This window comes from Veillonella nakazawae, assembly GCF_013393365.1.
In the GTDB taxonomy this organism is placed as follows: domain Bacteria; phylum Bacillota; class Negativicutes; order Veillonellales; family Veillonellaceae; genus Veillonella; species Veillonella nakazawae.
Window position 1 is genome coordinate 1,535,485 of record NZ_AP022321.1, and the last position, 13,728, is coordinate 1,549,212.

13 protein-coding genes are annotated in these 13,728 nt (G+C 39.6%); 2 read left to right on the top strand and 11 right to left on the bottom strand.

What is annotated here, in order from left to right:
• The first annotated feature begins 108 nt into the window (after nt 1-108).
• Entirely contained in the window at nt 109-1,032 is a 924-nt protein-coding gene (locus tag VEIT17_RS06950; protein WP_024065776.1) for a LysR family transcriptional regulator, read from the top strand.
• On the top strand, nt 1,032-1,460 hold the full coding sequence (locus VEIT17_RS06955) for a hypothetical protein (protein ID WP_178885415.1): 429 nt from the start codon (nt 1,032-1,034) through the stop codon (nt 1,458-1,460). Before VEIT17_RS06950 ends, VEIT17_RS06955 begins: the two co-directional genes overlap by 1 nt.
• Nucleotides 1,461-1,609: 149 nt before the next feature.
• On the opposite strand, the gene VEIT17_RS06960 is transcribed toward VEIT17_RS06955, so the two are convergent.
• The 11 genes from VEIT17_RS06960 to pyk all read right to left on the bottom strand — a co-directional run bounded on the left by VEIT17_RS06960 (nt 1,610) and on the right by pyk (nt 13,599).
• Nucleotides 1,610-2,227 carry an SAP domain-containing protein gene (locus tag VEIT17_RS06960; protein WP_178885417.1) on the bottom strand — a complete coding sequence of 206 codons (618 nt, stop codon included), beginning with the start codon at nt 2,225-2,227 and terminating at the stop codon, nt 1,610-1,612.
• Between the two features lie 249 nt (nt 2,228-2,476).
• Nucleotides 2,477-3,790: an MFS transporter gene (locus VEIT17_RS06965; protein ID WP_178885419.1), complete on the bottom strand. Its 1,314-nt coding sequence runs from the start codon at nt 3,788-3,790 to the stop codon at nt 2,477-2,479.
• 241 nt (nt 3,791-4,031) lie between these two features.
• Nucleotides 4,032-4,388, bottom strand: a complete 357-nt coding sequence (locus VEIT17_RS06970; protein WP_178885421.1) for a cupin domain-containing protein — start codon at nt 4,386-4,388, stop codon at nt 4,032-4,034.
• 28 nt (nt 4,389-4,416) lie between these two features.
• Entirely contained in the window at nt 4,417-5,292 is an 876-nt protein-coding gene (locus VEIT17_RS06975) for a DUF4261 domain-containing protein (protein WP_155086597.1), read from the bottom strand.
• Between the two features lie 176 nt (nt 5,293-5,468).
• Entirely contained in the window at nt 5,469-7,016 is a 1,548-nt protein-coding gene (citF, locus tag VEIT17_RS06980; protein WP_178885423.1) for a citrate lyase subunit alpha, read from the bottom strand.
• Nucleotides 7,006-7,971: an HpcH/HpaI aldolase/citrate lyase family protein gene (locus VEIT17_RS06985; RefSeq protein ID WP_004695279.1), complete on the bottom strand. Its 966-nt coding sequence runs from the start codon at nt 7,969-7,971 to the stop codon at nt 7,006-7,008. The genes citF and VEIT17_RS06985 overlap by 11 nt, the downstream gene beginning before the upstream one ends.
• The gene (citD, locus tag VEIT17_RS06990) at nt 7,971-8,240 is read right to left on the bottom strand and encodes a citrate lyase acyl carrier protein (protein WP_009351290.1); all 270 of its coding nucleotides are present in this window, start codon (nt 8,238-8,240) and stop codon (nt 7,971-7,973) included. Before citD ends, VEIT17_RS06985 begins: the two co-directional genes overlap by 1 nt.
• Nucleotides 8,241-8,345: 105 nt before the next feature.
• Complete coding sequence (locus VEIT17_RS06995; protein ID WP_178885424.1) at nt 8,346-9,746, bottom strand: DASS family sodium-coupled anion symporter; 1,401 nt, start codon at nt 9,744-9,746, stop codon at nt 8,346-8,348.
• A gap of 400 nt (nt 9,747-10,146) precedes the next feature.
• Entirely contained in the window at nt 10,147-11,058 is a 912-nt protein-coding gene (locus VEIT17_RS07000; RefSeq protein ID WP_178885425.1) for a LysR family transcriptional regulator, read from the bottom strand.
• Between the two features lie 11 nt (nt 11,059-11,069).
• Complete coding sequence (locus tag VEIT17_RS07005) at nt 11,070-11,813, bottom strand: Bax inhibitor-1/YccA family protein (RefSeq protein WP_178885426.1); 744 nt, start codon at nt 11,811-11,813, stop codon at nt 11,070-11,072.
• Nucleotides 11,814-11,850: 37 nt separating this feature from the next.
• Nucleotides 11,851-13,599: a pyruvate kinase gene (pyk, locus tag VEIT17_RS07010; protein WP_119206814.1), complete on the bottom strand. Its 1,749-nt coding sequence runs from the start codon at nt 13,597-13,599 to the stop codon at nt 11,851-11,853.
• Nucleotides 13,600-13,728 lie beyond the last annotated feature (129 nt).

Genomic DNA, 13,728 nt, shown 5'->3' on the forward strand with positions numbered 1-13,728 from the left:
CTATCCATGCTTTACATAAAGTAATAGCTAATTGCGTTATAGTAATAACTATTCTCATTTAGTATAGGTCACTTCCCATAACCAGATTTTATTTTTAGGGGGTTAATTATGGATTTTCATCATTTGAAATACTTCGTTGAAGTAGCTGATCAAAAAAGCTTTAGTAAAGCTGCGCGGAATTTGCACATCTCCCAATCTGCTATCAGCCGTACTATTAAAGCTTTAGAAGACGAACTTGGTGTTGTTCTCTTCATGCGTAATGCTAAATCTGTAGAACTTACTGATGGGGGTACCATCTTCTTAACCCACGCAAAACGCGTAGTATTCATGTTTGAACATCTAAAAACTGATTTTGAAAACGAGTTTCGTTTGGAGCAAGGTTCCATTAGAATTGGTATTCCACCAATTACCGATGCACCTATCTTCGCTCAGCTTTTAGGGGAGTTCAAAAAAGTATATCCACAAATTGAATTAGAACTTTATGAACAAGGTTCTAAAAAAGTTGAGATTAGTGTTCAAGAAGGCTTGATTGATATTGGTATCATTTGTACGAAACCAAATCCAAAAGAATTTGAGTCCTTCTACCTCACTAGTGATCCGCTTTCCGTTATCGTTCCAATATCTAGCCCTCTTGCGAAAGAAAAAGAGATTCGTTTAGAAATGCTAGCTGATGAGTCTTTCGTATTACACAAAGATGACTTTAATTTGCATGACGAAATCATCAAAGCTTGTAAACATACAGGTTTTCAACCTCATATCGTATTTGAAACTAGCCAACGTGATCTTATGTTGCAAACAGTTAGTGCAGACCTTGCCATCGCATTGTTACCATCTCGTCTCTGCCCTGAGGCAGGTGAAAATACAGAGGTTGGTTCCAAGGTCGTTGTACGACCACTTGTACCAGAAATTATTCATACACTTTATGTTATTTGGAAAAAAGGTCATTACCTCTCCCACGCTTCTCGCTTGTGGTTAGACTTTGTAAATTCAAAATTACCATTACCTGGATTACAACTTGAGGATCGTCAATAATGAATAAACCATCTGGGCTCGCATCTAAATTGCGGGCCCTTTTGAAAGCTAAAGAAACACCCATGTGGGGCGTTATTATCGTGCTGGTCATTGTTATAATCTTCCAGCAAATACAAATTTCAGAACTACAATGGCGTGTCGATGAAGACCACGATGGTTCTTCCGTTGATAGTGTAGCTGGTCGCCTTTACATTCTAGAAGGGATGGCTAATAAACATAGCGACCAACTGGATGGTATCTTTAAAGACATTCGCCAATTACAAAACGACGGTGCCAAGTACGACTGGGAACTGAAACAACTACAATGGTTACACCCAGAACTCAAAGTGCAACCACCAGAAGCTAACCCTTCCCCATTCAAATCGACGGATTTAAACCTCGATATGAATCCTGGGAAAGTGCCGGATGTAACAAAACAAAGTCAATAAAGAAATCAGGAATAAATAAAAGCACCTTATACCTACACAAAAGTCATCACAAATGACTCTTCTCATAGGATATAAGGTGCTTTTATCATTATTCTTTTATAGATTTAATTACTCGTTTTCCCATACGTCTCTGCAATGACGAATTGCTTCTACTTGCGATACGCTTCTAATTTATATGCATATTCAGTTAGAAGATTATTTGAATAAATTTTTTCATTTTTTGAATCTCTAACTTCTTTCCAAATAATAGATGCTACTTTTAATTTATTTGAATAGTTGCAACTACATTCATCTGCACAAAAATCCTTAAAAAATTGATTCCATTGACAAACCGAATTGTCATACTTTGCATAATCTGATTCACCATAATATACTTTCAGCAAATCTCCAATTGTAAAGCTTGTATTTTTTTCACTTTTTACTTTTCTCCAGGCAGTAGCCATATCAGCATTAAATTTAAATCGTGAAACACCTATTAAATCAGAGAAATATTCTCTAAACTTCGTATTAAAGGAAAAATTACATTCAAGTAATGGTGTATCTAAAGTAATAGTTTCCACTTGCCTTCTTCTATTTTTTATTGATGATTTTTTAATTAAATTGCCTTTAAAATACTGCTCAATAATATGATTGAGTTCTTGTTTTGTCCCCCTATATTCTAATCCTAATGATTTACATATTTGTGAAAGTTCATCACGATACCAATAATATTTATTAAATTCATCAAATGATGAAATTTCATCAAACTTGGGTCTACACGCTTTCAATCTTTTGTCTCCTTAAGTTTAAGATACAGCATTTACAGATGTGCCTATTGTAAAAGTTGCTAATACGGTTGCTAAAATAACGTTCTATACATATTATTCTCTCTTTTTTATCCTGTAGATTCTATTACTCTCATTATACATAAAACAGCATTATTACTAAAGAAAAAGAGCTATACCCCATACATTCGCTACAATGTGAATGTATTAGAGATATAGCTCTTTTAATTTTGAAATTTGATGCAGGACTACTTAGTCATCCTTGTGTTCCATAGATTTAGGCAATGTCAAAATCAATAGAGCTGCAAGGAACATACAAGCGCCCATTACATAGTAACCATAAGTAAAGCTGCCTGTATGACCATTGATGAAACCAAGCATGTAAGGACCTACCCAGCCCCCCATGTTACCAGAGGAGTTAATAAGGCCCATCGCCCCTGCCGCAGCAGCACCAGATAAGAAAGTTGTTGGCATTGTCCACCATACACCCATGCCACCGTAAACACCTACAGCAGTTAAGCAGATAAAGAATAAACTAATTTCTGGGGATGGACTATGTGGTGTTGCTAAGAAGCCAATAGTACCAATGAACAATGTAGTGGCAACATGCCAACGTTTTTCATTGCGCTTTTCAGAGGAATAACCACAATATACTTGTACAAGTAATGCAGCAGACATGGGAATCGCAATAGACCATGCTACTACGCTTGGTGGCCAACCAGATAAGCTTTTAAGAACTTGAGGCATCCAGAAGCTAAAGCCCCAGAAACCAATAACCCATAAGAAATAGATTAATGCTAAACGCAATACTTTTGGATCTTTCAAAGCTTGCCATGTAGTATATTTCTTTACAGCTTGCTTTTGTTGTTCTTCTTTTTCAAGTTCAGCCTTGATATAGGCTTTTTCTGTATCAGTTACCCAAGATGCATGATCTGGACGTTCTTTCATCCAGAACGCAAAAATGAAAGCAAAGATAACAGCTGGAATAGCTTCAACGATGAAGAGTGTGCGCCACCCATGAAGGTCAAAGAATGTTGTATCAAGTAAGATACCTGCCAATGGACCACCGATGATGTTAGAGAACAATAAAGATGTTAACATCAATGAGATCGCTTTCGCACGTTCCTTTGGCAAGAACCAATTCGGTATCAGTAACGAATAAATTACAGGATATAAAGAGGCTTCACATAGACCGAGTAAGAATCGATAAATATAAAACTCCAACTCTGTAGTCATCGTCGTCATAAGAATACATACGAGACCCCAACTAAACATGATACGAGCCACCCAATGCATAGCATTACAGCGAGCAGCTATTAAGGATGCTGGCACTTCAAATAAAACGTAGCCAATAAAGAAAATACCGGCCCCCATACCGAATACCTCTGGTGTTAACCATGGTAAATTCTCTTTCATGGTCAAGCCTGCATAGGCAATATTAACGCGATCTAAGAAGGCAATAATAGAAACAATAAATAAAGGTAAGACTACGTGTAGCATACGCCGCTTTGTAAAGTCTTTGAAATCGATGGCCCCACTTTGAGGCTCTGGTGTAGATGAGTTCATATAATTCCTTTCTACTACTTAAGATATTACATACCTTACTATCTTAAGAAAACAAAAGTCCTCTGTCAATGGAATTATATAGAATATAGAAATAACAAATAGGAATAGTAACACCAAAATAATGGCCTTTAAAAATAGAAAAAGGATATTTGCTAGGAATGACTGTATAAAACAAAAAGCACTTTATAGTATAAATATATCTCTATCACAAGATAAGAAAATACTATAAAGTGCTTTCATATTAATTTGTACTAACAGGATCATAATCAGCAGGCACAGGAGCAACGATACTTACAAAGATAACATCTTCTGTCCCAGTATTTTTTGCGCCATGACATTCACCCTTTTTAGATACTATAACTTGTCCCTTTGTAAAAGGCACCTCTGTATCAGGCGTTGGATAAAATACCCCCTTACCTTGCAATATAACCCATATATCATCAGAGTTATGATGGTAATGCTTTGGTAGGGTTTGCCCAGGTTTAATAACCCATACTGAACCACCTGTGGAATCAGTTTGATAAAATGGAGTCTTAACAGCTTTCTCCAAACTTTCGACTTTCACAAGTTCCATGTCAAAAATACGTTGATCATTCATAATGCTCACACCTTTCATCGATTTACAACTAGCGAGTTCCAGATGCATATTCGCCCATATTAATATCTATAACAGTTCGAAGAGGTTGAATCAAGGAATCCTCATACTGAACCGCCCATTTAATATCTGGATTCATATCTCCATTTTCTAAGCCTGCAATCGTTTGCCCGTCATCAATAGGATTATCGTGCTCAAAGATATAGTACAACACACTATACGCATGATTTACAATCTCATCGGGATTCATACCGTGAAAATGATACTGCAAATCAGGGTAGAATAAGGTGCTCATACCAAGCGTATCAACCATCATGTCATCTGTGCCTTGAATGCTAAAATATCGCACATTTACGGCATAATAAATAAAACGAGTTACAGCTTTATCTGGATGATTTTCAATGGTTTCTCGACTTAAGAACTTACGAGATGGACCAAAGACAACGGCCTTACAAGATGGATATAACTCTAGCAGTGCATCTACATATTTTACTAACATATCAGCCCGTTCTTTAGGCTCTAAACCCGAAGCTAACATATCTGTAGCAAATACTCTATATTGGCACTCATCTAGCAACTCATCTACATTTGGACAATCCCACACCTGACTGCGCTCAAAATCATCTAGTACAGGTTTGTCGATTTTCTCACAATTCGTCACCATCAATGTTGGTGGAACATCGGCATCATTATCTTCATAATGAACCTTATAATTCTGAGGTGCAAAACCAGCAGATTCAGCGCCATAACTAAAGCAATCAACAGGGCCTAAATGCTTTGTGAATACCTCTACCATTGTATCGCGGTCAGGCATATCACACTGCTTCGGCATTAATAACTCAACAAAAAACAAACCGCCAGGGCGAACAGAATCATCTGTTAAATCTTGTTTAAATACTTGGCTCATATTCTCTCCTAAAGTTAAAAATTAATGTAAAACAAAGCCCTCTCTCTTATAGTATATCTAATGTTTATGAGTATAGCAATCATTTATATACATAACTACAAGTATTTTCGATTATTTGATACAACGTAAAAACACTCTCTACAGTCCGAAGACCATAGAGAGTGTTTTAATTTTAATTATAGAGGTTTGCGAACCACGTCGATAATAGAGCCATCGCGGTATTCTACGATTGCGATGATGTCTTCATCTTTGTCAGATACAGGAATATCTTGTGGTTTACCAACTAAGTCGAATGCTAATTGTTGTAATTCTTCAATTGTGTAGATAGGCAAGTTGCTGTCTTTGAAGCGTTCAATCAAATCAGTACGAGCTGGGTTGATTGCGATACCGTATTCAGTAACGAGTACGTCAACGGAGGAGCCTGGTGTAATTACAGTAGCTACTTTATCACGGATCATTGGCAAGCGGCCGCGGATCAATGGGCAAGTAATAACTGTGCATTTAGCACCTGCTGCTGTATCGGAGTGACCGCCGGAAGCGCCCATCAATACACCGTTGGAGTCAGTCATTACGTTTACGTTGAAATCAAGGTCGATTTCAGTAGCACCAAGGAATACTACGTCTAGGTAGTTTGTAGTGCAGTCAGTCCATGGGTTAGCGTACATGGAAGCGGACATTTCGATATGTGCAGGGTTTTTATCCAAGGATGCTGCTGCAGTAGTATCGAATGTTTGAGTATCGTAAATGGCACGAATTAAGCCTTCTTCAAGCATACCAGTCAAGATACCAGTAGCACCACCGATAGCAAAGCCACCTACTTCACCGCGTTTACGAAGTTTTTCAGCGATGAATTTCGCCACAGTCAATGGAGCACCACCAGCGCCCAATTGGAATACGAAACCATCTTTAATGATGCCAGCTTGGTCAAGGAATTCACCAGCTAATTCAGCAATTTTGATTTGAATAGGGTTTTTAGTGAAACCTACCGCACCAGAAGCGATACCTTCTGGATCACCAATGCTTTCAACCTCAACAACATAATCTACGTCAGTTTGAGGGATTGCATAGTTGTGTACATAGTCAACCAAGTTATCTGTGATAATAACAGTCGTATCTGCATAGTGGGAGTCAACTTTAGCATAGCCAAGCGCACCACATGCGGATTTACCCATACGACCAGTAGCATTACCACGTGGGTCAGCTGTAGGAGCAGCCATGAAAGCTACGTCGATATGAACTTCGCCAGATTCGATAGCACGAGCACGGCCACCGTGGGAACGAATCACTACAGGGCGTTTCAATACGCCTGGGTTTTGAGTCAAGAATTTACCAAGACGATCGCGCAAGCCAGATGTTTCGATAGCTGTTACAGTACCATCTTGAATCATTTCTACCAAGAATTCATGGCATGGGGACAAGGAAGAAGACGCAATTGTAATGTCTTTAATGCCTTTTGCTTGAACGCGTTCCATAACCATTTTCATTACATAGTCGCCATTGCGCAAGTGATGATGGAAGGACAATGTCATGCCATCTTTTACGCCAGCTTTTTCGATTGCTTCATCGATGGAAGCAAGTACTTTATTAGTACCAACACGACTCATGTGTACAGGTTTACCTGCGCGATGAGCTTTAGGTTCAATAGCGAATTCACCTTGATATACTTCGCGACCTTCTAGTGCTGGGATATTTGTTGGGATATCGCGACCTACTTTATTTAACATCGTATTCTGCTCCTTCCTCTAATTCAACTTTAATGCCTGCTGCACGTGCTTTATCAACAACGCGTTGTGCACGAACTACGATAGGACCATCGATCATTTTACCATCTACAGAGATTACACCTTTGTTGTTGCGCAATGCATCTGCGTAGCTGTTCAATACCTTAACGGAGTGAGCGATTTCTTTTTCGTCAGGAGTGAATACTTCGTGAATAATTTTGATTTGGCTTGGGTGGATACAAGATTTGCCATCGTAACCCAACGCTTTAATGAATTCAACTTCTTCGCGGAAGCCTTGTGGGTCTTTCACGTCAGAGAATACAGTATCAATTACGCGGATACCTGCTTCACGTGCTGCGTGAAGAATTGTTTGACGAGCGAACAATAATTCAACAGCTGGTTTATGTTTACCTGTACGAAGGTCAGCACGGTAGTCTTCAGCACCAAGAGCGATAGCAACTACGCGAGGGCCATGGCAGATTTCACGAACATTGTACAAGCCACGAACAGATTCGATAGCTACGATAATATTGATTGTACCTTCTGGCCAACCATTAGCTTTTTCTACTTCTTCAATTTTCTTCGCTACGATTTCAACTTCAGACACGTCTTCCGTTTTAGGTAAACGAATCATATCAGGTTTAGCTGGAACAATTACATCAAGATCGTCATAGCCATAAGGAGTTTGTGTAGGATGGTTGATACGAACAACTGTTTCTGCGCGGAATTTGCGAGATTTCAATGCTTCTGCAGTTAAAAGACGAGCTGTATCTTTTTCTGTAATAGGCACGGAATCTTCGATATCAATCATGATGGAGTCAGCACCATGAATATCAGCACTGTTAATCATTTTAGGTGTATTACCAGGTACGAACATCATGGAACGAGACAAGCGTTTTTTAGCAGCCTCTGTTAATGGATTTGTTTTAACTTCTGGGAATGTTTTATCGTTAGCCATTATGCTTTGCTCCCCCTTTCCAATGCGCCTAATACGCGAGCTTTAATTGTGTAATCCCAAGCATTTTTATCTTGTACGATTACTTTTACGCCGTCAAAACCAGCTTCTTTAACTGTGTTTAAAACAACGGATTTAATTTGGTCGCCGTATTGACGGATAACTTTGGATGTTAATTCAATTTCGATACCGCTAGCAATCGGTTCAACCGTTACTAATGCATCATTTTTTTCGTCGAAGCCAGCTTGTGCAGCTTTTACTAATTGTGCCATGTTGCATCCTTTCACTAAAAAATATATCAAATGGCAAAGACCAGACGTGTCGCGAATGTCTGGTCCGTGCCGTTAAAACAATGTTGATTATAAAATATTTGGTGATTAAATCATACCGATGAAAGTCCACCAAGGGATACCTACTACAAAGAGTAGAATCCAACTCAATACTGCTAAGATTGCACCAGCAGTCCACCAATCTTTCAAGTTATTGTAACCTGCAGAGTAGATGATTGGACCAGGAGATGCACCGTAGTGAGTTACAAGACCACCAAACGCATTTGTTGCAAGCAATACTAAACCAAACATAACAGGGTTAACACCAGCTGCCATACCTACAGTCAAGAATACTGGAAGCATAGATGCAATATAAGCAGTACTGGAAGCAAATAAGTAACGAATGACAACACTAATAGCAGAAAGAATTAATACAACTACGAGTGGAGACACATCGAGGGCCAAGTTTGCTTGCATATATGCTGCAAGCCAAGCGAAGAATTTAGCTTTTGTTAAAGCAGTGGATAAACCAAGGATAGCACCAAACCAGATGAATGTATTCCAAACAGCTTTAGTTTGAACCATGTCATCCCAAGTGATGATACCAGCAAAGAACACAACAGTCATAGCTACTAATGCTACTGCTGTTGGGCTCAAATCAAAACCGATGGAAGGCAATGCCCAACCGATAAGAGCAAGAATAAATACAACAGCCAAGACTTTTTCAGACATTTTCATAGGTCCTAATTTAGCAAGACCGTCAGCAGCCAATTTCTTATTGTCAATTTTTACTGCTTCAGGACGGTCGATCCAGTAACCTACAAGTGGAACGAAAATCAACATTACAAGACCAGGAAGAGCTAAAGCCAAAGCCCATTCAGCCCAAGTCATGTTTAGACCAGTGATTTTAGTAACAAAGTCCAAGGCCAACACGTTAGGAGCCATAGCTGTTAAGAACATGAAGGATGTAATTTTTGTTACGAAATAGCCATTCATCAAGATGAAGGAACCACCGCGTTTTGCAGTATCACCAGGATAAGAACCGATGGATTCAGCGATGGATAAATTGATTGGATATACAATACCAGCCGCACGTGCTGTGTTAGAAGGTGTCGCTGGAGATAATACTAAATCAAGAAGTGCTGTTACATAGCCAAGACGTAATACAGTAGAGCCAAATGCATCAATCAAATGGTATGCAACGCGGTGACCAAGACCAGTTTTACCAAACGCAACACTCAAGGAGAACGCAGCGATGATCATCCACAATGCTGTGGAGCCATAACCTACCAAGATATCTTTTGCATTATCCAAGAATAATGCAGAAGCAGATAATACAGCTAATAAAATAATTTGAATTGGGTATGGTTTTAAAATCAAACCTACGATACCTGCAATGTAGAAGCCTAAGAGGCGCCACGCTTCCGCAGAGAGCCCTTCTGGTGGAGTTGTAAACCAGAGGATAATTGGAATTAGCACGATAAGTGCTAGTTTTAAGAATTTTTCCATGTTTATTCCTTTCTTAAAAACATAGGCATGTATATCATCCTAACACTCCCCTAAAGATTCGTGATACGCGACTATCATCTATTGAACTCTAGGAGTCTTTGTCTACACTCATTATATATGCTAAAAAGAATTATGAATAATAGATTACCTTTATAGGGGTTATAAAAACTTTTATATCTACCAATCATACTTTTTATGCATTTTGAGCATAGATTTACAGCCCAAAATGAAAAAAGTGCATGTATACGTCCCCAAAGGGGGTATACATGCACTTACATGGTACTGCCTTGCTCTTTCGAGACACTTTCATTATGAGATATTATATCGAAAAAGTCCAATGCTGAAATAGCATGGATAAACAGTGATACAATCTCATAGATTCTCTTTATCTCAAGGATTCTTATGATTTATATTCTCTAAAAATACTATCATCTACAACAGTGTGTTCTTTGTAGTAATTGCGGACATACTCGATAAAGGTCTTTACTACTACTAGATTTTCCGCATCCTTTGTGTACACCATGTTCGTATCGCGACTAATGTACTTACCATCTTTACTACGCAATGGACTCACATAGATATCTCTATCCTTACAAGATCCAAGTCCCATATAAGTTAAGATAGACCAACCAAGACCGGCGCGCACAAAGTGACGACATGTACTCATAGAGTTTACATCCATCGCAACACTCGGTGGTTCTTCAAAATGTTCGGCACACCATGTTTCAATGATATTAGCTACGGATGCATCAGTTTGATACTTAATAAATGGTACCTTCTCAAGTGATTCAGGTGGCACTAATTCTTTATAAACTAAGCAATACGGTTCTTCTAATAGCAATTCAGACTTACCGGACACATCATAGCCACCACGAGCAAAGGCAACCATACAATCACCAGTATTAAACATCTTAACCACTTGATGGCTGAAAGCAGTTTTAACTTGAATATGCACATCAGGGTATTGTTCCCGGAAGGATTTCAATAAGGCTGGTAATTCATAGTCTGCAAAGTTGATAGATGACGCAATTTTCAAAGTCCCTTGAATCTTACCAGACGCTGAGTTCATGGCATTTTCTAAAGCCTCTTGATCTTGCATCATTCTCTTACAGTAGTCATAAAATATCTCGCCTTGAGCCGTAAGAGCAAGCCCTTCAGCAGTACGCAACAACAGAGAATGGCCCAAGGCTTTTTCCATATGGCGCAACCGATAGCTCAATGCCGGTTGTGATAAAAATAATTTTTCTGCAGCCCTTGAAATGTTGCCTTCATCGACAACAGTCACAAAGGTTTGCCATTCTCTATCGTCCATACAATCTCCTTTTATCGCTTATTGCCAAAGATGCGCAATAAGGATAAGAATAAGTTAATGAAATCTAAGTATAGGCTCAAAGCACCTGTGATTTCAATGCGGTCTAAAATGGTTTCATCCTCCAAGAGCGCTACTTGTGTCACATTATTTTTAATGCGGTTCACATCGATAGCTGTAAAGATGGAGAATACTACAACCCCTACATAACCTAGAACTAAGCTAACAGTGTCGCTAAAGCCACTGAGTACAGCCCAGTTAAAATAACGAGCCCCTATCATCACAAAAGATACGATAATCATACCAAGTAAGGCAGCCATTACATATGGTGTTAGGGATGACAAATTACGTTTCGTAGTAGCCCCTACCACGGCAAAGCCGATGAAGAACGCTAACGTGCCGATTAACGCTGGAATAACTACTTCAAATACATTATATCTCAAGGATATAAGTGTTAATGTAAGACCATTCAATGCACTATAGAGGAAAAACATGCCTTTTAAAGTCATAACATTGGCAGTATACGCACGAGCACTAAATAGGAATACTACGCCTAGTTCAACTAATAGAATAATATTAAAGTTTTGGTATGCAAACCGTAACCAATCAGGATTTGCCAACGCGGCCACTCCAACACCGATAGTTGTGAGTAAACCGACAACCATCCACAAGAAGGAGCCTTTTAATCGTTGTGATACGATACTTTCAACCTGTGCAACCTCAGCTGCAGTTGGCCCTGTTACATTATATGGATTCATACTATCCCTCCTTATATTTAATTATCTTTTACTAAAACTAGCGAGCGTTAGCAATACCTGCAAATACCTTACCACGTTCACCGTCGATAGTTACCTCTTGACCTTCAAGGAGTACGTCATGAGCGTTTTTAGCACCTAAGATTACAGGAATACCATAGGTAATGCCAGCAATAGCACTATCAGAGGTATAACCGTCTTCAACAGCGATAATGCCGCCTGCACGTTTAGCAATAGCCATCAATTCAGGCTCCATTGTCCCCACCACAAGGATGTCGCCGTCTTTGAAGCTTTCATAATTGCCCTTATGATTAGCTGCAATGAATACAGTACCTGTAACGGATTTACGCAAAATACCATTACCAGATAAGAGTACTTGGCCTGCAATATGAACGCGAATCATATTTGTAGTCCCTGTAGCACCAGATGGTACGCCAGCAGTTACGACTACAAGATCACCAGACTCAATCGCACCTGTGCCAAGAGCACCTGTAATCGCTTGTTTAACCATTTCATCAGAGTTAACAATTTCATGGCCTTTAATAGCCTCTACGCCCCAGCATAATTGCATGCGGCGAATTGTTTCTTCATGCGGTGTTACAGCAATAATTTTGCAAGCCGGACGATGTCGAGCAGTGCTAATTGCAGTATGACCAGATTCAGTACATGTCAAAATAGCAGCTGCCCCAAGGTTTTGAGCGATGCGCACGCTTGCTAAACATACAGCACTGGTAGTCGTCATATCCACATCTTGACGAGCACGACTTTTACTATCGTAAATAGCAGCTTGTTCTGTTACCTCAGCAATACGTGTCATAGTCGTAACCGCCTCTACTGGGTAAGCACCATTTGCAGTTTCACCAGACAACATGATCGCATCCGTACCATCTAAGATGGCATTGGCTACGTCACTTGCTTCCGCCCGTGTAGGACGTGGATTTTGAATCATGGACTCTAGCATTTGGGTTGCCGTAATAACTGGTTTACCCAAGTCATTACATTTTTCGATCATCATTTTTTGAAGTACTGGTACCTCTTCGGCAGGGATTTCTACACCGAGGTCACCGCGAGCAACCATGAGGCCGTCTGCTACGTCCAAAATTTCATCGATATTTTTAACGCCTTCAGCATTTTCAATTTTTGCAATAATCTTGATATCTTTTTTCTCAGACTCAAGGATGCGGCGGATGGCTACAATGTCTTTACCACGTTGCATAAAGGATGCGGCTACAAAGTCTACACCTTGTTGACAGCCAAAGCGCAAGTCTGCTTCGTCCTGTTCAGATACAGGAGGCAAGCTAAGCGCTACACCTGGTACAGCCACCCGTTTACGGTTACCTATTTCACCACTGTTTTGAACGGTAGTAATGATGTTATTCCCTTCGATAGCATCGATGTTAAGTGTTACAAGACCATCAGCCAAGAGGATTTTATCCCCAACGGACACGTCGCCTACAAGACCTTTGTGGTTTACGGAGCTAATCTCTTTTGTGCCTTCCACATCATCTGTAGTCAACGTAAATTGTTGACCTGCCTCAAGGAATACCTTCCCCTCTTTAAATAGGCCAAGACGAACCTCAGGGCCCTTCGTATCGAGCAATAATGCGATTGGTTTATTAACAATCATCGCCGCATCGCGCACCATTTGCATGCGCTCTGCTTGCTCTTCATGAGATCCGTGAGAAAAATTGAAACGAGCCACATTCATGCCCGCTCGCATCATATCTTCTAAAATACCAAATTTATCCGTTCCCGGACCTACAGTACATACGATTTTTGTACGTTTCATCTTTCCTCCTATGAAAGCAATTTCTATATTGAATCTTTCATTTATTATTGTAGTAATATTGGTGAAAGCTAGCTGTGCTTCACGCAACATAAGTTATTAAGTAGTAAATATATTTATTCGTGCCTTAAT